This is a genomic window from Bradyrhizobium sp. (assembly GCF_027307225.1).
Classification (GTDB): domain Bacteria; phylum Pseudomonadota; class Alphaproteobacteria; order Rhizobiales; family Xanthobacteraceae; genus Bradyrhizobium.
Map to the genome: position 1 here is coordinate 46,378 of NZ_DAHUXJ010000139.1, position 22,282 is coordinate 68,659.

Annotated in this window: 21 protein-coding genes and 1 tRNA gene; 11 read left to right on the forward strand and 11 right to left on the reverse strand. The window is 60.9% G+C overall.

Annotated features, from left to right (window positions below; translation table 11 throughout):
- Positions 1-21: 21 nt before the first annotated feature.
- Together M6D32_RS23125 and M6D32_RS23130 are read right to left on the reverse strand one after the other, a co-directional pair.
- Positions 22-1,449, reverse strand: coding sequence for an MFS transporter (locus tag M6D32_RS23125; RefSeq protein ID WP_298260619.1), 1,428 nt, complete (start codon positions 1,447-1,449; stop codon positions 22-24).
- A gap of 305 nt (positions 1,450-1,754) precedes the next feature.
- Positions 1,755-1,844, reverse strand: a tRNA-Ser gene (locus M6D32_RS23130).
- A 210-nt stretch (positions 1,845-2,054) separates the two neighbouring features.
- Between M6D32_RS23130 and M6D32_RS23135 the strand changes: the two genes are divergently transcribed.
- Positions 2,055-2,300, forward strand: a complete 246-nt coding sequence (locus M6D32_RS23135; protein ID WP_298260621.1) for a hypothetical protein — start codon at positions 2,055-2,057, stop codon at positions 2,298-2,300.
- Between the two features lie 258 nt (positions 2,301-2,558).
- The gene (locus tag M6D32_RS23140; RefSeq protein WP_298260623.1) at positions 2,559-2,897 is read left to right on the forward strand and encodes an antibiotic biosynthesis monooxygenase; all 339 of its coding nucleotides are present in this window, start codon (positions 2,559-2,561) and stop codon (positions 2,895-2,897) included.
- A gap of 132 nt (positions 2,898-3,029) precedes the next feature.
- Here the strand turns inward: M6D32_RS23140 and M6D32_RS23145 are convergent, their stop codons facing one another.
- The 4 genes from M6D32_RS23145 to M6D32_RS23160 form a co-directional block, all read right to left on the reverse strand.
- Positions 3,030-3,230, reverse strand: coding sequence for a hypothetical protein (locus M6D32_RS23145; RefSeq protein ID WP_298260625.1), 201 nt, complete (start codon positions 3,228-3,230; stop codon positions 3,030-3,032).
- Positions 3,231-3,354: 124 nt separating this feature from the next.
- Positions 3,355-3,537: a hypothetical protein gene (locus tag M6D32_RS23150; protein WP_298260628.1), complete on the reverse strand. Its 183-nt coding sequence runs from the start codon at positions 3,535-3,537 to the stop codon at positions 3,355-3,357.
- A gap of 457 nt (positions 3,538-3,994) precedes the next feature.
- Positions 3,995-4,228, reverse strand: coding sequence for a hypothetical protein (locus M6D32_RS23155; RefSeq protein ID WP_298260630.1), 234 nt, complete (start codon positions 4,226-4,228; stop codon positions 3,995-3,997).
- A 265-nt stretch (positions 4,229-4,493) separates the two neighbouring features.
- Positions 4,494-4,646: a hypothetical protein gene (locus M6D32_RS23160; RefSeq protein WP_298260632.1), complete on the reverse strand. Its 153-nt coding sequence runs from the start codon at positions 4,644-4,646 to the stop codon at positions 4,494-4,496.
- A gap of 678 nt (positions 4,647-5,324) precedes the next feature.
- On the opposite strand from M6D32_RS23160, the gene M6D32_RS23165 reads away from it, so the two are divergent.
- The 7 genes from M6D32_RS23165 (at position 5,325) to M6D32_RS23195 (ending at position 13,020) form a co-directional block, all read left to right on the forward strand.
- Positions 5,325-6,254, forward strand: coding sequence for a septal ring lytic transglycosylase RlpA family protein (locus M6D32_RS23165; RefSeq protein WP_298260633.1), 930 nt, complete (start codon positions 5,325-5,327; stop codon positions 6,252-6,254).
- Positions 6,255-6,730: 476 nt separating this feature from the next.
- Positions 6,731-7,882, forward strand: coding sequence for a D-alanyl-D-alanine carboxypeptidase family protein (locus M6D32_RS23170; RefSeq protein ID WP_366145855.1), 1,152 nt, complete (start codon positions 6,731-6,733; stop codon positions 7,880-7,882).
- A gap of 2 nt (positions 7,883-7,884) precedes the next feature.
- Positions 7,885-8,577: a dTMP kinase gene (gene tmk / locus M6D32_RS23175; protein WP_298260703.1), complete on the forward strand. Its 693-nt coding sequence runs from the start codon at positions 7,885-7,887 to the stop codon at positions 8,575-8,577.
- Positions 8,574-9,611, forward strand: coding sequence for a DNA polymerase III subunit delta' (locus tag M6D32_RS23180; protein WP_298260637.1), 1,038 nt, complete (start codon positions 8,574-8,576; stop codon positions 9,609-9,611). Before tmk ends, M6D32_RS23180 begins: the two co-directional genes overlap by 4 nt.
- A gap of 51 nt (positions 9,612-9,662) precedes the next feature.
- Positions 9,663-11,429 carry a methionine--tRNA ligase gene (metG, locus tag M6D32_RS23185; RefSeq protein WP_298260639.1) on the forward strand — a complete coding sequence of 589 codons (1,767 nt, stop codon included), beginning with the start codon at positions 9,663-9,665 and terminating at the stop codon, positions 11,427-11,429.
- A 14-nt stretch (positions 11,430-11,443) separates the two neighbouring features.
- Positions 11,444-12,226, forward strand: a complete 783-nt coding sequence (locus M6D32_RS23190) for a TatD family hydrolase (protein ID WP_298260641.1) — start codon at positions 11,444-11,446, stop codon at positions 12,224-12,226.
- Positions 12,223-13,020 (forward strand): MBL fold metallo-hydrolase, encoded by a 798-nt coding sequence (locus tag M6D32_RS23195; protein ID WP_298260644.1) that lies wholly within the window; start codon positions 12,223-12,225, stop codon positions 13,018-13,020. Before M6D32_RS23190 ends, M6D32_RS23195 begins: the two co-directional genes overlap by 4 nt.
- Here M6D32_RS23195 and M6D32_RS23200 read toward each other — a convergent pair.
- Positions 13,017-14,006, reverse strand: coding sequence for an ABC transporter substrate-binding protein (locus M6D32_RS23200; protein ID WP_298260646.1), 990 nt, complete (start codon positions 14,004-14,006; stop codon positions 13,017-13,019). The two genes, M6D32_RS23195 and M6D32_RS23200, sit on opposite strands and share 4 nt — an antisense overlap.
- 69 nt (positions 14,007-14,075) lie before the next feature.
- Between M6D32_RS23200 and M6D32_RS23205 the strand changes: the two genes are divergently transcribed.
- Positions 14,076-14,825, forward strand: a complete 750-nt coding sequence (locus tag M6D32_RS23205; RefSeq protein WP_298260649.1) for a class II aldolase/adducin family protein — start codon at positions 14,076-14,078, stop codon at positions 14,823-14,825.
- Positions 14,826-14,837: 12 nt separating this feature from the next.
- Here M6D32_RS23205 and M6D32_RS23210 read toward each other — a convergent pair whose 3' ends face one another.
- The 3 genes from M6D32_RS23210 to M6D32_RS23220 all read right to left on the reverse strand — a co-directional run bounded on the left by M6D32_RS23210 (position 14,838) and on the right by M6D32_RS23220 (position 19,583).
- Positions 14,838-16,484 (reverse strand): acyl-CoA synthetase, encoded by a 1,647-nt coding sequence (locus tag M6D32_RS23210; RefSeq protein ID WP_298260651.1) that lies wholly within the window; start codon positions 16,482-16,484, stop codon positions 14,838-14,840.
- Positions 16,485-16,668: 184 nt separating this feature from the next.
- On the reverse strand, positions 16,669-18,549 hold the full coding sequence (locus M6D32_RS23215) for a TRAP transporter large permease subunit (protein ID WP_298260654.1): 1,881 nt from the start codon (positions 18,547-18,549) through the stop codon (positions 16,669-16,671).
- Between the two features lie 11 nt (positions 18,550-18,560).
- Complete coding sequence (locus M6D32_RS23220; protein WP_298260656.1) at positions 18,561-19,583, reverse strand: TRAP transporter substrate-binding protein; 1,023 nt, start codon at positions 19,581-19,583, stop codon at positions 18,561-18,563.
- Positions 19,584-20,100: 517 nt separating this feature from the next.
- Here M6D32_RS23220 and M6D32_RS23225 point away from each other — a divergent pair.
- Positions 20,101-21,333 (forward strand): ABC transporter substrate-binding protein, encoded by a 1,233-nt coding sequence (locus M6D32_RS23225; protein ID WP_298260658.1) that lies wholly within the window; start codon positions 20,101-20,103, stop codon positions 21,331-21,333.
- 120 nt (positions 21,334-21,453) lie between these two features.
- Here the strand turns inward: M6D32_RS23225 and M6D32_RS23230 are convergent, their stop codons facing one another.
- Positions 21,454-22,260, reverse strand: coding sequence for an enoyl-CoA hydratase/isomerase family protein (locus M6D32_RS23230; RefSeq protein ID WP_298260660.1), 807 nt, complete (start codon positions 22,258-22,260; stop codon positions 21,454-21,456).
- Positions 22,261-22,282 lie beyond the last annotated feature (22 nt).

Genomic DNA, 22,282 nt, shown 5'->3' on the forward strand with positions numbered 1-22,282 from the left:
AGACCACGCCATTAAAACGCTTCACGATTGGGACAACGGATCGGCAATGCTCTCCAGCGACTTGCCTTCGGCATCAACGCCGAGCTTCAATTCGACGGCTGCGGCCGCCAGCAGAAGCGCAGCCGCGACGAGATAGCCGAGACTGACCTGCCATGACGATCCGGTTTCGATCAGCCGCCCGAACACGGACGGCGCGATGCTGCCGCCGAGCGCCGTGCCGAGCGCATAGAAGCAGGCGATCGCAAGCGCGCGCGTTTCCAGCGGAAAGATCTCACTTGCGGTCAAATAGGCCGAGCTCGCAGCGGGTGACGCCACAAAAAAGATCGCTAGCCAGGCGATCGTCTGGGTAACGGCGGTCAGGCGGTCCAGACCGAACAAGAGAGCAGTTACAATCAAAAGAACGCCGCTGAGGGCGAACGTGAGCGAAATCATCTTCCTGCGGCCGATCGTATCGAACAGGTGACCCAAAAGGAGCGGCCCGCAGAAATTTCCGACTGCCAACGGCAAGATATAGAAGCCGACCCGCTCATTCGGGACATGATAAAAGTGAGCGAGGATGAGACCGAAAGTGAAGAAGACGGAGTTATAGAGAAACGACTGGGCAACCATCAGCGTAAGTGCGAGGATGCTTCGCTGACGATATTTGCCGATCATGGTCGAAAATATCAGGCCCAGACCGAATGATTTGCGAGGATGAACCTCCAGCCGCTCGTCGGGTCTCGCGAGTGATTGGCCGGTTTCGGTCTCGACGGTTTTTTCGATCTCCTTGACGACTGCTTCGGCCTCGTCGTTGCGGCAATGGGTGACCAACCATCGCGGGCTTTCCGGCACAAATCGCCGTAACAGCAGGATCGCCAACCCCAGAATGCCGCCGATGCCAAAGCCGAGCCGCCAACCGAGATTAGCGGCAAAGATCTTCTGATCGAGCAGGAAGGGTGCGGCCAAGGCTCCGAAAGCCGCGCCGAGCCAGAAGCTTCCGTTGACGATGAGGTCGACGCGGCCGCGGTATTTGGCCGGGATAAGCTCATCGATGGCCGAATTGACGGCCGCATATTCTCCGCCGATGCCCAATCCCGTGATCAAACGGAAAAACGCAAAGCTCCAGAAATCCCAGGCGAGCGCACTCAACAGCACGCCCAAGAGATAGATGATCAGCGTGGCGTAGAAGACCAGCCGCCGTCCGAAGCGGTCGGTCATCCATCCGAACACAAGCGCGCCCACAACTGCGCCGGCAACGTAGAACGAGGCGATCGAGCCGAGGTTCGCGCTCGACAGGCGAAGCGTGTCGTGGCTCTGCAGCGCTGGGCCAAGCGAGCCGACAATCGTCACTTCCAGCCCGTCGAGAATCCAGGTGATCCCCAGGCCAACGACGACCAGCAGATGGAAGCGGCTCCAGGGAAGCCGATCGAGCCGAAACGGAATGTCGGTCTGAAGGGACGGAGACGGCAAGGTGACGCTCGCGCAAGAGCTCGGTTGCCTACCAATGCCTGCGATTTTCGCGAGTTCCAGAACCGCGCCAAATAGAAGTTTGCGCCGACCTAACGGCCGCCACTCGATCGATAGACGATCAGGAAATGACTATGCCACCCCGTAACACGGCCAAGACGAACTGCCAGCCATCGAACCAAAAAAGCGTCATCCGTCTGAGAGGCAGGCGCCGACACGGCCTCCCGGCAACGGGCAGTCCGGCCGCCAAAAAGCTCATGCGATAATTTAGTGCGCCTTTGCAGAAGGTTGGACAATTTTTGAGCGACTGGCGGAAAGGGTGGGATTCGAACCCACGGTACCCTTGCGGGCACGCCGGTTTTCAAGACCGGTGCCTTAAACCACTCGGCCACCTTTCCGTTGCAGCGACTTCAATCACTTGATCGTTGAAAATTCAAGAACAGCGGAAGGGTTGCCGGCCTGTTCGGGCAAATCTTTTTGCCGCCAACTCCCTTTTCAGTCGAAGAAATCGGCAAGCCACCCGGCGACGCGTGCCACGCGTTCGCTCTCCTTGGGGCTCCCGTCGTCGTGAACAAACGCCACTCGCGATGCAACTTGCGGAAGCTTCAATGGAAATCGACGGCGGCATGAGTAGCACATCTCACTTCGACCCGTACCGAAGTGAGGCAGCAGAATCGGGTGCTATAGACGTCATTGTTAAGCCAGAGGCAAAGGACCGTTCTACATGGCCGACCATTCAACCAAGACAAAACCGGATCGATGCGGAGAGCGGCTTCGTGTTCCGGCACGATAGGCGTTTCGATCGGAATACCGGCCGCGTAGCGGCAACCGACGTCATCAAAATCCCTGACTGAAAGACCGCGGCGTGAGCCGCGGCACGGAGAACAGGATCATCCCGCGGTGAAGACCTTATCGCGGGCAGGGCGGCCGTGTGCCGCGGTGAGCAAAATCAACAACCGGTGGAGACATTAATGGACCCTCAAGCGCCTGAACTTTCGGAAGCGATCAGCCGAAGGGCGGCGATCGGAATATTCATCGCTGCACTCGTGGCCAGCAATTTCACGCCATGGACGATTTCATCATCTCACTCACAGGAGCAAGGAGCCAAAACCATGAGCAAATATGCAGTCAATCAGAAGACGATCGGGGAAGCTGTCGCCAATGGCGGGATTCTGGTCGTTGCGCAATGGGAAGCCAAGGAAGGACAGGCGGAAACGGTCGCCGGTATTCTCGACCGCTTCCTCCCGGAAGCGCAACGCGATCCCGGCTCGCAGCTGTTTCTCATTGGGCGCAACAAGGAGAACCCGGCGCAGTTTCTGTTCTACGAACTGTTTCGCGATGAAGCGGCCTTGAAGGCGCACCAGGAAGCCGACTACTTCAAGACCTATATCGCCGGCCAGGCGCTGCCGCTGCTCGCAAAGCGCGAACGCGCTCAATACGTCCTGCTGTAGAGCTTTGCTCAGACCCGGAAGGGCGGCGGCTCACCACCGCCGCCCCTCTGGTCGCGGCGGATGTACCTCCGCTCACGATCTCAATAGCCCAGCGAGCCAAGGTTCGCTGGGCTATTTGTTTGCGACGTGCGGCTATTTCGGAGGTTGCAATCCGGGCGAATTGACCCAGTCATCGATATGGGCGGCTGTTTCGGCCTGCCGTGCTCGCTTGAGCATGGTATCTTGCTCGGGACCAGGTTTGAGCTTTGCGGCTTGTGCGCGAACATCATTGGCCCACATCGTGAGGCGATCTTTGAGGGGTGCTGTATACTTGAAGCGACGCCGTACCTGCATAGCGCTTCCCCTTGTTTGGGCAGGGCGGGAGCGCGACCGGCGTTCTCATCACCGGTGTAAGCCACGGGCGGGGCGGTGATGCCGAAAGTGTAGAGCAGAATGAGAAGTCCCGCCGTCACATAGGTTAATGTCCCGCTTCTGCAATCGTCTTCCACTGCTCGGCGCGGTCGGCCAGTTGCTCGTATTCCGCAGCCACCTTAAGCAGCCTTTGCTTGTCGCTCTCAGCGAGGCGATAGCCATCCGCTTTCGTTCTAGTTTCCTCTGCGCGCTCTCGCCAGAACTGTGCGTTCCTCATGATCTCGGTCATATTGTTGCCCATCCAGTTCCGTGATTAACATTTGTGAACGAAATGGGTTCCCAGACCCCTTGGGGTAGCTCAGGTCTGCAAAGGGCCAGTAGACATTCATTCCGCGGTGCCTGGTGCGGCGAATTTGAAGTTCCTATCAGTTTCGCCGTGAGTTCGTATTAGGAACTTCAAATTCAAAGCCGCACTCAAATCAATAAGTTGCTAGAGCTCCTTTGATTCCGGAGTTCGCATCGGAGGGGCCGCAATAGCTTGCGAACTTCGGAATCGGAGCTCTAGGCATGCCCGGCTTGCCTTCACAGGCCAGACAGTCGGAGCGGTCTTCCCGCCCATCAACAACAGGCCAATAAGCGGCATTGGAGACCTGACTGCTAACGAAGAGGCCGCCTCAGTGGGCGGCCTTTTGGATTCGCGATAGTCCAATACAGTTCGCTTCAGTCCAAAGCTGTCAGGCGCGGCCTTACTTCGGCTTCTTGATTTCCAGTCGGAGGATTGCCTGCATGACGGGTTTATCTTTTTCGTCTCGGACCTGAACAGCTATCTCCCGTAACTTCGCTCCGGGAACGGCATCTTGCGCAAAATCGGCTAAGCCGGTCGTCGCCTGATCGAGAACGGATTGGAAGCTGTCGCAATCAATTCCGAGATCATCCCGGACGAGATCACCGTTGCGCGTGTCGAAGTAATAGCGTGGCATTGAGGCCAACGTGCTCCAATTAAAAAAGCTGCGCTGCAACCGCACAAACAAAGCCCGTCACCAAAAGCATCGCAGCGGCGACGGAGACGAGGTCAACTGACCAAGGTTCGGCACCTGCGCCTATCAAATCTATACGTCCGGCGTAAGCCTGGTCGCGATATGTCCGTAAGCGCATGAACACCTCCCTACCTAGAGCTAAGTGTTCAATCGGCCAGCGATCAAGCGGTTCCTGATGGGCGGCCTTAATTTGACGGCAGGAGTGTCACTACACGTCGTGCCTCTTGCCAAAGCTCGACAGCGTGTCCACGAGCAATTGTTCGGCGCGGCTTTTAGCTTCCGCGTCGTTGCGGCAGGAGAAGTCGAAGCGCTTGCTGAAATGGCCGTCGTCGCCGACGACGTAAACGGAACAACCCTTCATTTGGAACCCGCCGCCCGAGGAACAGGCGAGTTGGTGAGGACGTTGCAGCGTTAGCTCAACGGAAAGGTGACATATGAAACTCGGCACAATCATCTTAGCAGTCACTATTGCACTCCCGGCCACGGCAACTTTTGCACAGACGCGCACTCCCGGTAGCCCGGCCGCAAAACAGGACATTGGCGACCCAATAAATCAAAGGCGAACAAGCGAAGAGAGAGCTGCGGGCGTTACTAGCGGGCGTGCAAGGCACAATTCTCCCAGGCTCCATCAAGGCATCGGCGGTCCACCCAGCAGCAAACAAAGCGGCACCGACAGCGGAGGTTAGCTATTTCTTTGGGCTCGCCAGCGAGCGCCTTCGGCAAGCCGCGATTGAAGACCGATTTGCGCGAGGGGCCCGAGGCGCTGTACGACTTGCGGCGTTCAACGGCCGATTTGACGACGGAATCGAGGCGCCGAGAGGCCCGGCAACCAAAGTCATGTGCAAGGAATTTTGACCGAAAGTTCCGGCGCTTGCGGTGAAAGAATTGGTTTACCAACCTTCGCCGCCGTTGCGCTCTCCCCATTTCCGCCGTGTTCCCCCTGCGGTATACATCCTGGTTGATAATGGCGTCGCTGGCGTCGGGGATGCGACCGCCAGGCACGCGGAACACGCGGCCGCTGGAACGGTACTTGGGGCGAATGCGAATTAGACGGTCAGCACCGATTCGGGGCGCGTGGCGGGGAATAGCCGTTGTTTCGGCATGCCTCGTGCTTGCGAATTGTTCCTCATCCGGTCTCGTAAGCCGCGTCGATCCGAAATTCGGCGTTTCCTCCAGTCCTCGCGTCGTCGCCATGGGTGACCCCGTGCCGAAGGGTGGGGGAACCTACCGCGTCGGCAAGCCCTATTTAGTCGGCGGCCAACTCTATACCCCCGAGGAAAACGTCAATTATCGCCAGGAAGGCCTTGCCTCCTGGTACGGCGAGGATTTTCACGGACGCCTGACCGCCAATGGCGAGGTTTTCGATATGACCTCGCTCTCCGCAGCCCATCCGACGCTGCCGATGCCGTGTTACGCCCGTGTCACCAACCTTTCTAACGGCAAGTCCCTGATCGTTCGCGTCAACGACCGCGGTCCTTATCACGCCAACCGTGTGATGGACGTATCGAGCCGGGCTGCGGACCTTCTGGGATTCAAGAGCAGCGGTGTGGCGCGGGTGCGCGTCGAATATGTCGGCCGCGCGCCGCTAGAAGGCTCCGACGACCGTCTGCTGATGGCAACGTTACGCACCGGTGCGCCGGCGCCCGCACCCTCGCTGGTGCAGGTTGCGTCGGCCCGGCCGTTCGTGCCCGAGAGCGCCGGCCGGGGACGGCCCATTCGCGGCGAGGTCCCGCTTCCGGAAGGCAGGCCTTATGACCTCGGTAGCACGCAGCCTGAGCAGGCAGCCTACGCGGAGCCGCAAACGCGCACCGCCTATAGGCACCCGCGATCGAACGATCAGTTGCCGGGCGAGTCACGCGTGGCGGACTACGAATCGCAGGACCGCTACGTAACACGGTCCGTCTCGGCCTATGCGCCGGTGGACCCGCAAATCCCGAGCGAAATCCTCGCCGGGCGCGGCCTTTACTGACCCGCCGAAGGGCCGCCAGCCATTGGCGTTGAAAAGTAGCGGCCAGGGATCGCCGGTAGCGCCACGCCGGCATCGCGTTTCCGTCAGTCTTGCAGCATCTTATCCGGCAGGACGAAGGCGAGGCGTTAAGCTCGCCCGGGACCGGAAAGTCGTGTTGTTCGAGCAGTTTCCAGCTGTTAGAAACCGGATCTTCAAGGACAGTTTCGATGGGACGTTCGACATTGCGCTTTCGCCGTCCAGCGGTCACGACGGGCCGCCTAGTGCCCACTTTCCGAAGTTCGTGCTCGATCGCAGCACCCGCCTTCACGAACTTCGGAAAGTCATGGGCACTAGCAAACTTATTGATCCTAGTACCGCTTTATCGATCTGAAGTCCCTGATCGAATTCGCCGCTTGTGGTGCAGGGACTTCAGATCGGCGGTACTAGTGCGGGGCCTGGTGGCCGTAGTGCTCCTGGTGACACTCGGATGGAGCAGCATACTGCTTGCCGCCGGCAACAGCATGCAAGGTGCCAAAAAGGAGGAGGGTGGATTCGACGGCGATGCGCCCACCGCGATCCTCACTGAAGCGACAAGCGGAGCTGTCCTGTTCGAAAAGAACGCCGACGAAATGCGCGCGCCCTCCAGCATGATGAAGCTGATGACCGCCGAGGTGGTTTTCCATGCCATCAAGCAGGGCGACATCAAACTGACCGACGAATTCCACGTCAGCGAGAACGCCTGGCGCCGGGGCGGCGCACCGTCGGGCACCTCGACCATGTTCGCCGCGATCCACAGCAAGGTTCCGGTCGACGATCTCCTGCACGGCGCCATCATCCAGAGCGGCAACGACGCCTGTATCGTCATGGCCGAGGCGATAGCCGGCAACGAGCCAGCCTTTGCCGAGATGATGACGAAACGCGCGCGGGAAATTGGTCTTATGCGATCGACCTTCGCCAATTCCAACGGGTTGCCCAACCCCGGCAACAAGATGACGGTGCGCGAGCTCGCTATGCTGGCGCGTCACATCATCCAGACCTACCCGGAGTTCTACAAACTGTTCGGCGAGAAGGAATACACCTGGAACAAGATCCGGCAGCCCAACCGAAATCCACTGCTCAATTCGCTCGAAGGCGCCGATGGCCTCAAGACCGGCTACACCAAGGAGGGCGGCTACGGCATGGTAGGATCGGCCGTTCAGAACGGCGTGCGCCTGATCGTGGCTATCAACGGATTAGAGGATTCGGAAGATCGCGCCAACGAGGCCAAGAAGATGCTCGAATGGGGTTTTCGCAATTTCGAGGTGCGGACGGTATTCGCGGAGAACCAGACCATCGGCTACGCGAAGGTGTTCGGCGGTGACACCCGCTCGGTCGCGCTCGCCAGCCACGAGCCGGTCAAGGTCATGGTGCAGAAGAACGGCAATGACAAGCTGATCGCCCGCGTCGTCTATAGCGGGCCGGTGCATGCACCGTTTGCGGCCGGACAGAAGGTGGGCGTGGTCAAGGTTTGGCGCGGCAGCAACGTTGCGGTCGAAACGCCGGTTTATGCAAAGGACTCGGTAGGCCGCGGCTCGACGCTGCGGCGCGCCTTTGACGGTGCAACTGAACTCGCGATCGGATTGGTTCGCGCAGGCGCCGAGAAGCTGTGACGATGGCCGAGCCCGCAGTGCAAGCTACCGAGGGGCGCGGGCGTTTCATCTCCTTTGAAGGGGGTGAGGGGTCCGGCAAATCCACCCAGATCAAGATCCTCGCCGAACGGCTCGCCGGCATGAAATTGCATGCCATCGTCACCCGCGAGCCCGGCGGGTCGCCCGGTGCCGAGATCATCCGCCATCTCGTGCTCTCGGGGATGGGCAAATTGCTCGGTCCCGAGGCGGAAACCCTGCTGTTCGCGGCCGCGCGCGACGACCATGCGCGCACCGTCATCGCGCCGGCGCTCAAGCAGGGCACTTGGGTGCTCAGCGACCGCTTTTCCGATTCAACGCGGGTGTACCAGGGTGCGCTAGGGCACGTCGCGCCCGGGCTTCTCAACGCCATGCAGCGTGTCACGATCGGTGACCTGAAGCCGGACCTGACGGTAATCCTCGACGTCCCGGTCGAAATCGGCCTCAAGCGTGCCGCGGCACGGCGCGGCACAGCCGCGGCCGACCGGTTCGAATCCGAAGACGTCAGCTTCCACCAGCAACTGCGCGACGCCTATCGGCAGATCGCCAGAAATGAACCCGAACGCTGCGTGCTGATCGACGCCACCGAGGAGCCGGCGAAAGTGGCCGCGAGTATCTGGTCGGCGCTACGCGACCGCTTTTTCACGGCAAATGCGGGAAGCGCGGCAGCACAGGCATGAGCAGCAAAGCGGAGACGCAGCTGGCTGTTTCCCATCCGCGGGAAACCACCGATCTGTTCGGCCACCGCGAGGCCGAGATGGCGCTGCTCAATGCCTATCGCAGCGGGCGCATTCCGCACGCATGGCTGATCGGCGGCGCGCAAGGAATCGGCAAGGCGACGCTCGCCTACAGGATGGCCCGCTTCGTCCTCGCCCATCCAGATCCGTCTGCGTCAGCTGTCCAACGCGCCGATAGCCTGAATATCGACGTGGACGATCCCGTCTCGCGCCGCGTCGCCGCCGAGGCGCATGGCGGTCTTCTCGTGCTGCAGAGGACGGCGAACGACAAGGGCGTGATGCGAACCGTGATCACCGTCGACGAGACGCGCGAGACCATCACATTTTTCGGATCGACCGCGGCAGCCGAGGGGTGGCGGGTGTGCATCGTCGACACCGTCGACGAACTCAATCCGAATGCTGCCAACGCGCTGCTCAAGACCCTCGAAGAACCGCCGCGACAATCGTTGTTTCTGCTTATCAGCCACGCGCCGGGAAGGGTGCTGCCGACCATCCTGTCGCGCTGCCGCCGACTGGCGTTGCGGCCGCTCACCGGGCCTGACGTGATCCAGGCGGTCAGCCGGACCACCGGACTCACCGGCAACGACCCTGCGCTACGCGATGCCGCGGAGGCGGCAGAGGGGAGCGTCGCGCGCGCTCTGACGTTGCTCGGCGGCGACGCCGTCAAGCTTCATCACAAGACCGCAGCCCTGCTCGCGAGCCTGCCTCGGGTCGACCCGCGCGAACTGCACGCGCTTGGTGACGCGCTAGGCGGCAGCGACAAGGTCGCGCTTGCGACCTTCATTGACAGCATCGAGCGCTGGGTAAGCGCGCGCCTGCGCACCGAAGACCCCAATGCCGACCTGCCGCGCCTTGCAAGGCTGGCGGAGGTATGGGAAAAGATCGGCCGCGCCGCGCGCGATACCGCTGAATACAACCTCGAGCGAAAGCCGCTGGTTTTCTCGGTATTTGGAATGCTTGCTGAAGCCACGCGATAACGGCGGTCCTGAAATCCCGATCTTTTTGTTTGATATGTAAAGGAATTCGCTGTGGCGAAGCCTGCCAAGAAAGCCGCCAAGAAGAAGACGAAAAAGGCCAAGAAGCCGGCGCGTGGCGGCGCGAAGCGCGCTGCCGTCAAGAAGGCGAAGGCGCCGAAGAAGTCCGTCAGGAAAGACGCGAAGAAAGCTGTCAAAAAGGCGGCCAGCGCTCCTGCGAAGAAATCCGTCAAGAAGTCACCGAAGAATACGTTACCCGCCATTAAGCAACGTAAGTCGCCTTCATCCTATTATATCACGACAGCAATTGCTTATCCCAATGGCGCCCCTCATATCGGCCACGCCTATGAGGCGATCGCAACGGATGCGCTGGCGCGCTTCCAGCGCCTCGACGGCAAGGACGTCTTCTTCCTGACCGGCACGGATGAACACGGCTTGAAAATGATCCAGACGGCCGAGGCCGAACATCTGACGCCGATGGAGGTGGCAACACGCAACGCGCTACGCTTCAGGGAAATGGATCAGCGGCTGAACATCTCCTTCGACCGCTTCATCCGCACCACCGAAGAACAGCACCACCGCTCCAGCCAGGAGATCTGGAAGCGGATGGCCGACAATGGCGACATCTATCTCGATAGCTACTCCGGCTGGTACTCGGTGCGCGACGAGGCCTATTACGCCGAGGAGGAGACTGCCGTCGGCGAGGACAATGTCCGCCGTGGACCGCAGAGCACGCCGGTGGAGTGGGTCGAGGAGAAGAGCTATTTCTTCCGCCTTTCCGCCTACCAGGAAAGGCTGCTTGCGCTCTACGAACAGCACCCGGATTTCATCGGTCCGGACAGCCGCAGGAACGAGGTGGTGAGTTTCGTCAAAAGCGGGCTGCGGGACTTGTCGATCTCCCGCACCACCTTCGACTGGGGCGTCAAGGTGCCGGGTGCCCCCGAGCACGTGATGTATGTCTGGGTCGACGCCCTCACCAACTACATCACTGGTGTGGGCTTCCCCGACGAAAACGATGCGGACTGGCATTACTGGCCGGCCGACGCGCATATCATCGGCAAGGACATCATTCGCTTCCACGCAGTCTATTGGCCGGCCTTCCTGATGTCAGCCGGAATCCCTGTGCAGAAGCGAGTCTATGCCCACGGCTTCTTGTTCAATCGCGGTGAGAAGATGTCGAAGTCGGTCGGCAACGTCGTCGATCCCTTCAATCTCGCCGACCAGTATGGCGTCGATCAGACGCGCTATTTTTTCCTGCGCGAGGTGCCGTTCGGTCAGGACGGCAGCTACAACCATGAAGCCATTGTCGCGCGCATCAATGCCGACCTGGCCAACGACCTCGGCAATCTGGCGCAGCGTTCGCTGTCGATGCTTGCCAAACAGTACCAGGGCGTCCTGCCCGAGCCCGGCAAATTCAGCGATAACGACAAGGCCATTCTGGCGCAGGCGGATGGGATGATTGGGCTCGCACGAAACGCGATGGCGACGCAGCAGATTCATCAGGCGCTCAACGCGGTCTGGGCTGTCGTTGCCGAAGCCAACCGCTATTTCGCGGGCGAAGCGCCCTGGGCACTCGCCAAGACCGATCCGAAACGCCAGGCCACGGTGTTGTACGTGACCGCGGAAGTCGTACGACAGATCGCCATTCTGGCCCAGCCGGCGATGCCGCAGGCTTCCGGCAGACTGCTCGATATTCTCGGCATCCCCAACGACGTCGGTTCCCGCAACTTCGCCGCGCTCGACGCGCGGATCAAACCGGGCACGGTGCTTCCCGCGCCAGCTCCGGTATTTCCGCGCTATATCGAACCGACGGCGGCCTGAGCGGTTTTACTCCCATGCTCGTCGACAGCCATTGCCATCTCGATTTTCCCGATTTTGCCGACGACCTCGACGGCATTGTCGCGCGGGCCGAAGCGGCCGGCATCGGACGAATCGTCACGATCTCGACACGGGTGAGGCGGCTCGCCGCGCTGCTCGCGATCACCGACAAATACAGCCGCGTCTATTGCTCGGTCGGCACCCATCCGCATCAGGCCGACGAGGAAGACGGCATTCCGGCCGACGAGTTGATCGCATTGACCAAACATCCGAAGGTCGTCGCACTCGGCGAGGCCGGGCTCGATTATTTCTACGAACACGGCTCGCGCGAGGCGCAGGAACGCGGCTTTCGGACCCATATTGCGGCCGCGCGGGCAACCGGCCTTCCGCTCGTCATCCATACCCGCGAGGCGGATGAGGATTGCGAACGCATCCTGGTCGAAGAAATGGCCCAGGGGCCGTTTCGCGCGGTGCTGCATTGCTACACCGGCGGGCGAAAGCTCGCGATGAGGGCGATCGAGTTGGGGCTTTCCATCTCTTTCACCGGCATTCTCACCTTCAAGAAGTCAGATGCGCTGCGCGCGCTCGCGGCGGAGCTGCCGCCCGATCGCATCATGGTCGAGACCGACGCGCCGTACCTTGCGCCCGGAAAATTCCGCGGCAAGCGCAACGAGCCCGCTTATGTGGTCGAGGTCGCCAAGGTCCTGGCGGAAGCTCGCGGCGTTTCGCTGGAGGAGATTTCGCGGCAGACGACCGAAAACTTCTTCCGTCTGTTCTCGAAAGTGCCCGCATCCGCATGACGCTCACCCTGACCATTCTTGGTTGCGGATCGTCGGCCGGTGTGCCGAGGCCGGCGTTAGGCTGGGGCGCGTGCGATCCGAACAATCCGAAAAACCGCCGCCGCCGCTGTTCGCTCCTGGTTGAACAAAGCGTCGCGGGCGGCACGACACGAATCGTCATCGATACCTCGCCCGACCTGCGCGAGCAGTTGATCGACGCCAAGGTCGATCACATCGACGGGGTCTTTCTGACTCACGAGCACGCCGACCAGACCCACGGGATCGACGATCTTCGCTCGGTGGTTCTGCATCAGCGCCGCCGCATTCCGACCTTTTTCAACATGTCGACCGCCGAGGACATCATGGCGCGGTTTTCGTACTGCTTCGTGACCCCGGAGGGCAGCCAGTATCCGCCGATCCTCGAGCGCCGTGCGGTCGAAGGCGGCGAAAGCCGCACCATCGAAGGGAAGGGCGGTGCTGTCACGCTTTCGGCGTTCAACCTCGCGCATGGCGATATTCCCGCGCTCGGCTATCGGATCGGTGGGGCGGCCTATACGCCCGATGTCAGCGACATTCCGGAAGCGAGTTGGCCGTTTCTCAGGGATCTCGATCTCTGGATCATCGATGGCCTGCGCTATACCGGCCATCCCAGCCATTTCAGCGTCAGTGATGCCTTGTCGTGGATCGATCGTTTCAAGCCGAAGCGCGCTGTGATTACCAATATGCACGCCGATCTGGACTACGAGGTACTACGGCAGAGCCTGCCCAATGGCGTCATTCCCGCCCATGACGGCCTGCGATTGGACGTGCCCTAGATCTTGTGCAGTTCGAGCGCGGACGGGTGAAACAGTTCTTCGGGGCTGAGCAGGCGGGATGACAGTCCTTCGGCATGATGGCGTTCCAGGAAACGGCGGAGTACCTCGCGGTTCGGCTCAAGCCCATACGACCAGAAATCCGCACCCATCAGACGCCGCGCCGCACCGAGCTGTTCCTCGACGAACGGCAGCGTGACCTTGGTCGCGGACGTATCCGAGAGTTTGGCCAGCGCGATCGCCTTGGAGCGCTCGAATGCCTTGGTGACCGCAACCGGCAACCAGGGATGCTTTTCGACCAGCGCGCGGCGAATGCCGAGCGTGTGCATGATCGGAAACAGGCGGGTGCGGCGGTACCAATCGGTCGCCGTCGCCTGCGGATCGGAGAAGAGATAACCGACATTGGGATGTCCGCGATCGAAGCAGGACGGCGCGCGCGGCCCGATCACGGCATCGACCTCGCCGCTTGCCAATAGATCGGAGATAGTGGCATCGGGCCTCGCACTCTCGACCACGACGTCGGATGGCAGATTGAGACTGATCTTCTCGATCCGTCCAGGGTGCTCATAGCCGCCTCGCACCCAACTGACGTCGGCGGGTCGAATACCGTAGTCTTCCTCAAGGAAGAGGCGAACCCAGATGTTGGCTGTGAGCTGATATTCCGGTACGCCGACCCGGCGTCCCTTCAGGTCGGCCGGCGATTTGATCCGGTCGGTGCGGACATAGACCGAGGTGTGGCGGAAGGCGCGGGACGGAAATACCGGGACGGCGATATAGGGGCTGGTGCCCGCCGCAGTCTTCACCGAATAGCTCGAGAGCGAGAGTTCGCAGACGTCGAAATCGGCGTGCCTGAAGGCGCGGAAAAATATCTCTTCGGGATCGAGCAGCATGTACTGCGCATCGACGCTATCGATCTGGACCAGACCGTCGACCAGCGGCCGCATCCGGTCGTAGTCGCCGATCGCGACGGAAAGCTGCAGTTTGCTCATCGAGACGCTCCCTTATATGTATGATCTTCTATGTCGCTTTAAGAAGAAAACAACAGGGAAATTTCCGTCATGTCCAATGCCGTATCCGAAGCCGTGTTATCTGCGGGCCGCGAACTGGTCGACGCCAATCACATTCTGTTCGATCAGGGCGTCGTGGACGGGTTCGGCCACGTCAGCGTGCGGCATCCCGAACGGCCCGACCGCTTTCTCCTGTCGCGCAGCATGGCGCCCGCGCTGGTAACGGAAAAGGACGTGCTGGAATTGGACCTCGACGGCAATCCGGTGGTGCCCAACGGCCCTGCGCCATATCTCGAGCGCTTCATTCACGGCGAAATCTACCGCAAACGACCGGACGTGAATTCGGTGGTGCACAGTCATTCGCCCTCGGTGGTGCCGTTCAGCGTCGTCACCGGCACGACGCTGCGCCCGGTCTGTCACATGTGCGGCTTTCTCAGTGAGAAGGGCGCGCCGATCTTCGAAATCCGCGATTTCGCAGGTCCCGGCAGCGATCTTTTGATCACCAGCCGCAAGCTTGGCGCAGCGCTGGCGGACAGCCTGGGCGAGGGGCCGGCCGTTCTGATGCGTGGCCACGGCTCGACGGTGGTCGGCGGTACGCTTCGCCAGACGGTCTTCCGCGCGGTCTACACCGAAATCGGCGCACGCCTGCAAATGGAAGCGATGCGTCTCGGGCCCGTCACCTATCTCACCGAAGAGGAGACGGTCGGGACGACCAAGACCATCTCGACGCAGTACGACCGCGCCTGGTTTCTGTGGCTCAAGGCGGCGCGAAACAGCCCGATGTCGCGCCAGGAGGCTTGAGACGATCATCGGCTACGACAGGATCGCTTTCGCCGAGTGAACCCGGTCGCGCAGCAGGAATTTCTGGATCTTGCCAGTTGAGGTTTTCGGGATCGTCCCGAACACCACGGCCTTCGGCGTCTTGAAGCCAGGCATCTGGGCGCGGCAGAAGGCGATGATCTCGGCCTCGGTCGCCTGTGCGTTTTCCTTCAGTTCGACGAAGGCGCAGGGCACCTCGCCCCATTTACTGTCCGCCTTGGCGACCACAGCGGCGAACAGCACGGCCGGATGCTTGTAGAGGACGTCCTCGACCTCGACGGATGAGATGTTCTCGCCGCCGGAGATGATGATGTCCTTGGAGCGGTCCTTGATGATGACGTAGCCGTCCTTGTCGAGCACGCCGAGGTCGCCGGTGTGAAACCAGCCACCCGCAAAAGACTCCTGCGTGGCCTTTTCGTTCTTGAGATAGCCCTTCATGACGATATTGCCGCGGAACATCACTTCGCCGATGGTCTCGCCATCGCGCGGCACCTCACGCATGGTTTCGGGATCAAGCACGGTGACCGCTTCCTGGAGCGGGTAGGAGACGCCCTGCCGGCGCTTGAACTGCGCGCGCTGATCGGCGGCAAGATCATCCCAGCCGGGTTGTTCGGCACAGAAGGACGCAGGACCATAGGTTTCGGTCAGCCCGTAGACATGGGTGAGCCTGATACCGATCCGTTCGGCGCCTTCGAGCACGGCTACCGGCGGCGCAGCTCCTGCGATCAGGCCAACGACCGGGTGGGCATCCAATGTTTTGGGCGCTCCCGGCGCATTGATCAGCGTGTTGTAGACGATCGGCGCGCCGCACATATGCGTTACGCCGTGCTTCGGAACCAGTTCGAAGATTTTCGCCGGATCGACCTTGCGCAGGCAGACATTGATTCCGGCCGCTGCGGCAATGGTCCACGGAAAGCACCAGCCGTTGCAGTGAAACATCGGCAGCGTCCAGAGATAGACGGGATGCGCGCCGAGATTGGCAGCCAGGATATTACTGACAGCGTTGATATAGGCGCCGCGGTGATGGGTGACGACGCCTTTGGGATTGCCTGTGGTGCCGGACGTATAGCTCAGCGCAATCGCGTCCCATTCGTCGGCCGGCGGGCGCGCGGCAAACTTTTCATCGCCCTGTGCGAGCGCCGCCTCATACTCGATCGTGCCGATGCGCTTTTGGCCAACGGCCTCGTCGTCGACATCGATGACGAATGGCTTGTCGCCCTTCATCTGCTTTAGGGCATCCGAAATCACGCCTGCGAATTCGGGATCGACCAGAATGACCTTGGCGCCGCCATGATCGAGCTGAAACGCGATTGCCGACGCATCGAGCCGGATATTGAGCGTGTTAAGCACGGCGCCGGTCATGGGCACGGCAAAATGCACTTCATTCATCGCCGGGATATTCGGCAGCATCGCCGCGACCGTATCGCCGGGACCGATGCCGCGGCCGGCGAGGAAGGAGGCAAAGCGCCGGCAGCGCGCGTAAGTCTCCGACCAGGTGAAGCGGCGGCCCTCATAGACGGTGCTGGTATGATTGGGATAGATCGCGGCAGTGCGCGCCAGGAAACTTAAAGGCGTGAGCGCCACGAAGTTGGCCGGCGTCTTCTCAAGGCCGATGTCGTATTGGGTCTGGGCGCGTGCCATCGGTCACCCTCACGTGTTGACTAGTGGTCCGATTCTAACATTCGCATCCCTTCTCAGCGGCTCTTTTTTGCGAATGTTAGAATCAAAGGACCACTAGCAAGTATAGGTTGCTAGTGGAGTTTTGGATTTGACGTTCGCATTGCGAATGCGCGGTTACGGTGCTGCGAACGTCAAATCCACTCCACTAGAGGAAGCCGATCGATATCCATGGAAAGATAGCAACAATTATCAGTCCTGCCATCAAGGCCAGCATATAACCCAGAATTGGGCGGATGCCCTCGGCGGGGTCGACGCGCCCAATGGCGCAGGCCGCATAATAGCCGACACCAAACGGCGGCGCGAACAGCCCGATTCCCATCGCCAGAATGATGATCATCGCGTAGTGGACCTCGTGCACGCCTACGGCGCCCGCGATCGGGAACAGGAGCGGGCCGAACAGCACGATGGCCGGAATGCCTTCGAGCACGCTGCCGAGCACAATGAACGCCAGGATCGATACGGCAATGAAGCTCGCTGAACCGCCGGGCAGGCCGGTCATCGCGGTCGCGAGGGCACGGGAAAAGCCGGACTGCGTCAGGCCCCAGGCCATGCCGGTCGCCGTTCCGATGATCAGGAGGATCGCGCCGGAAAGACAGGCGGTATCGATCAGCATCGGCATCAACCGCCGCCAGTCGAACTGGCGGTAAATCGTGAGGCCAACGACGAAGCCGTAGACAATGCCGATGGTGGAAACCTCCGTCGCTGTCGCGACGCCTTCGACCACTGCGGCACGGATCACGAAGGGCAGCGCCAGCGCGGGCAGGGCGATGATGAAGGCGCGAAGGATCTCCGACCTTGTGGCCCGTTTGACATGGCTCAGATCCTCACCGCGATAACGCCACCACACCAGCGCCGAGAGCGTGATCGCGCAGACGACGCCGGGCAGGAGGCCGCCGGTAAACAGCGCTGAAATCGAGACACCGGTCACCGAGCCGATAGTGATCAGCACGAGGCTCGGCGGAATGGTTTCGGTCTGTGCGCCGGTCGCGGCGAGCAGGGCGACGAGATCGCCGGGCTTGGCACCGCGCTCCATCATTTCAGGGAAAAGGACCGGCGCGACGGCGGCCATATCGGCGGCCTTGGATCCGGAAATGCCCGAAACCAGGTACATGGCGCCGACCAGCACATAGTTCAGCCCGCCACGGACATGGCCGAGCAGGCTGGCCAGAAACGCCACCATGGCTCGCGCCATGCCGGTCATTTCGATCAGAAGCCCAAGGAAAACGAACAACGGCACGGCAAGCAGGATCAGGTGGCTCATGCCCTCGTCCATCCGCCCGACCAACACCATGAGCGGCGTGCGCGTGGTTAGCGCGAGATATCCGAACGTCGCGAGCCCGAACGCAAAGGCGATCGGTACGCCGGCATAGACGCAGAAGCCGACCACGCCGACGAAGAAAATCACCAGGTTGAGATTGCCAAGCGGCTTCAGCCACGGCGAAGCCAGCCAGAACAGCGCGACCAGAACCGCGACCGACAGCACCGCCTTGATGACTAATGCGGCATCACCGACCCGTATCAGCCGCAGGCCCGCAAACAACAGCATCAGGCAGGTGCCGACCGGTAACGCAGCGGCGCGCCAGGTGTTGGAGATTTGCAGCGCCGGCGTCGTGATGAAACTTTCCTCATAGGCGTATTGGTAGCTCGGGCCGACGATCAGAAGCAGAAACGCCAGCGCCGCGCAGGTCGCGGCCACATCGAGATAGGCGCGTAGCGCAGGGCCTGCGCTCGCTACTCCCGCCGTCATCCGCATATGCTCGGAGCGGCGGAACGCGACGACGGCGCCCAGCATCGCCAGCCACAGGAATAGGATCGAGGCCAGTTCGTCGGACCAGATCAGCGGCTGCTGCATGACGTAGCGTGCGACGATGCCGGCAAACAGCGTGATGATCTCGGCCACGACAAGAAACGCCGCCGGAATTTCCACCAGCATCCCGAGAGCATTTTCGAGCCGGGCGACCGTCGAGCGGCGGCGAGGGGACACCGCCTCTCCCGCTACGACCTGCGTCGCCCCGGCACTCACCATTGTCGTCGGCCTTAAGACAACTTGCCGACGGATTTCTCCAGGATCGACCAGGCTTCGTCGCCGTATTTGCGTTTCCATTCCGAATAAAAGCCAGCCGCACGCAGCTTGTCGCGGAATGGCGCCAGATCAGGCTGATTGAACGCCAGCCCTTTGGCCGTGAGGTCCTCGCGGACGGTGGCATTGAGCTTTTCAGTGTCGGTGCGGGCCTTCAGCGCCGCGGCATTGACATTTTTCTCGACAATCGCGCGCACGTCGGCCGGCAGCGCGTCCAGGGCGCGGCGGTTGGCCAGGAACCAGTAGCCGTCCCACATGTGGTTGGTCAGCGAGCAGTATTTCTGCACCTCATAGAGCTTGGCGGTCGAAATCAGGGCCAGCGGGTTTTCCTGGCCTTCGACGATCTTGGTCTGCAGCGCCGAATAGACCTCGTTGAAATTGATCGAGGCGGGCGCCGCTTCGAAGGCCTTGAACATCGAGGTCCACAATGGCGATACCGGCACGCGGATCTTGAAGCCTTTGAAGTCGGCCGGGCCCGTGATCGGCTTGGTCGAGGTGGTCGTCTGACGGAAGCCGTTGTCCCAGATCTTCTCGAACGCGACGATATTGGCCTTGGCGATCTCCTTGCGCACATAGGCGCCAAGGTCGCCGTCCATGGCCTTCCAGACCGACGGATAATCCGGGAACGCGAAACCCATCCCGTTGATCGACGCCGCCGGTACCAGGATCGCCAGGATCAGGCCCGACATCGTGAAGAATTCGACGCCGCCGGACCGCAGCTGGCTCAAAACGTCCGTATCGGCGCCCAGCTGGTTATTCGGAAAAATCTGCAGCTCGAACCGGCCATTGGTCTCGGTCTTGATCGCAGCCGCCATCTCACGGGCGCGGACATTGAGCGGATGGGTGTCAGGCAGGTTGTTGGCGAACTTGTAGCTGAACTCGGGTTGCTGGGCGGCCCGCGCCACCAGCGGCGCACCCAGGCCGCCCAATACGGCCGATGCAGCCGTGGTCTTCAATAACGAACGTCGCGAAAAACCCATCTCGTCGTCTCCCAGATCGCGCTTTTTACTCGGCTTCCATTGGGAAGCATGCCAATCGCTTTTTGCCTGCTTTCAAGAGAAATACCAAGCGCAGTTCGTAACGCGTTTTGCCACGGTTCCGCATGGCGTTTGGCGAGAGGATTCGGATGCCATCCACGACAGCCACGAACGACCTTCAAATCCGCTGGAAGCTGAGGATTTAGATACAAATGTCTGGAATACCTATGGAATAAGATATTCCATAATATACCTTATGCGAATCATAGAGGTTGGCCTGCGGTTATTGGCCCCGTCGAGTCGTCGGAGGCAGGACGGACTACCCGGTTCAAAATCAGTCCAGCAAGAGGCCGCTGCGGGTGGAGCCCGAACGCTAGTCCGCTGCAAACAACGACGCAGTGGCGCCTTATCAGCCGAAAGGTGCAGATCGCGCGTTGAAACGATATCGCCGAAGCCGAATTGCACGATGTGGGGGCTCTCATACCTTCCTTTCCTAGAAGGCAACTCAAGGAGAAGGACGATGCGCCCTGCTTTCTGGCGAGCCGCAACGATGTCGGCCGCCGCCGTTATAGCCACCGCAGGAATCGCGCTTGCCGCCAATCAGTATGATTCAGGCGCGACGGACACCACGATCAAGATCGGCAACATCATGTCCTATAGCGGCCCTGCGTCCGCCTATGGCGTGATCGGCCGCGTAGAGGCCGCTTATTTCCACAAGATCAACGACGAAGGTGGGATCAACGGCCGCAAGATCGACTTCATATCCTACGACGACGGCTACAGCCCTCCGAAGGCCGTCGAACAGGCCCGCAAGCTGGCCGAGGACGACCAGGTACTCCTGATCTTCAATTCGCTGGGCACACCGAGCAACACCGCGATCCGGCCCTATTTGACCGAAAAAAAGATGCCTCAGCTATTCGTCGCAAGCGGCGCGACCAAGTGGAATGATCCGAAGCACTTCCCGTGGACTATGGGATGGCAACCCAGCTACCAGGTCGAAGCCGGCATCTATGCCAGGTACATCCTGAAACAAAAGCCCAACGCCAAAATTGCCGTCCTCTATCAGAATGACGACTACGGCAAGGACTACCTGAAGGGCCTCAAGGACGGGCTCGGCGACAAGGCCAAAAGCATGATCGTGGCCGAGCAAGGCTACGATCTGTCAGAGCCTACGGTCAGCTCGCAAATGGTCAATCTGCAGGCCTCGGGCGCTGACGTTTTCGTCGACATCGCAACGCCCAAGTTTGCGGCCCAGTCGATCCAGAAGGCGTATGAGCTCAAGTGGCATCCGATGTTCATTCTGAACAATGTCAGCGCTTCAGTGGGAAGCGTCCTGAAACCGGCCGGACTTGAAGCTTCGCAAGGGATCATTTCGGCGACCTATTTGAAAGATTCGACCGATCCCGAATGGAAGAACAGCGCGGACATGAAGGAGTGGAACGCCTTCATGGACAAATATGCAGTCGGTTACGACAAGTCGGATGCATTTACGCTCTATGCGTATTCGATCGCACGCACGATGGTGCAGGTGCTCAAGCAAAGCGGCAACGATCTCACCCGCGCGAACGTCATGAAGCAGGCTGCGAACCTGAAGGACTTCGATCCGGGCTTGCTGCTACCCGGCATCAAGATCAACACCAGCGCGACCGACTTCGCGCCGCTCCGCCAATTGCAACTGATGCAGTTCAAGGGCCAGTCCTGGGAGCGGTTCGGACCGGTCATGAGCGGCGAAGCAAGCGCCCAACAAGGCTGAGACCGCAGTGAGGCGAACGCTGAAGCATGATCCCGAAAAATGTGAAGCGGTTTTCCGAAAGGATCATGCTGAATCTAAGACCCCAAGCGCGATGATCGCTCAACAAAGCCTCATCGCGCCTTAGCGTCCCCGGAACCGCGGCTTGCGCCGTTCCAGAAACGCCGCAACGCCCTCCCTGTGATCCTCGGTCATGGACGCCAGCGCAAACTGGTCGACGTCCATGTGGCTCGCGAGATTGTCGAGCGCATGCGTCAGGCGATTGATGGTGAGCTTGGTCATCGCTGCCGAGATCGGCGGCTGGCTTGCGAATTTCGCGGCGAGCGTCATCGCGGCGTCGAAGGCGGAGCCGGGTTCGGTGACCTCCTCCACCAGCCGCCAGGCGTGGGCTTCCTCAGCCGAGATGGGCTGGTCGGCCAGGATCACGGCCTGCTTGGTTCGCGCCGGGCCCATCAGGTGCAGCAGGCGCGGAACGCTTTGCCAGCTCATGTTCATGCCGAGCCCGATTTCGGGAATGCGGATATGGGCGGCGCGGCTCATGATGCGAAAGTCGAGCGCGACCGCGAGCGCAACGCCGCCGCCGATGCAGAAGCCTTCGATCGCCGCGATCGTGATCTGCTCCATGTCCTGCCATGCCTGGGCGAGCCGGGGGCCGAGCTTCAGGTGCCGGCGCAGCGCACCGATGTCCATCGACTTGCGCGAGCGGCCTTCGGGATCCTTCAAATCGAACCCGGCGCTGAACGCGTTCGGGGCGCCGCTCAACACCACAACCGACGTGTCGGCGTCGTCCTCGAAACCGCGCGCGGCCTGCGTTAACTGTCGCATGGCTTCCGGGGACAGGGCGTTGATCCCGTCGCCGCGGTCGAACCGCACGACGGCGATACGGCCGCCCGGACCGAGGCCTTTTTCGATGGCCACGAAGTTCGTCATGGGCCTCCCTCCTCGACTGTGT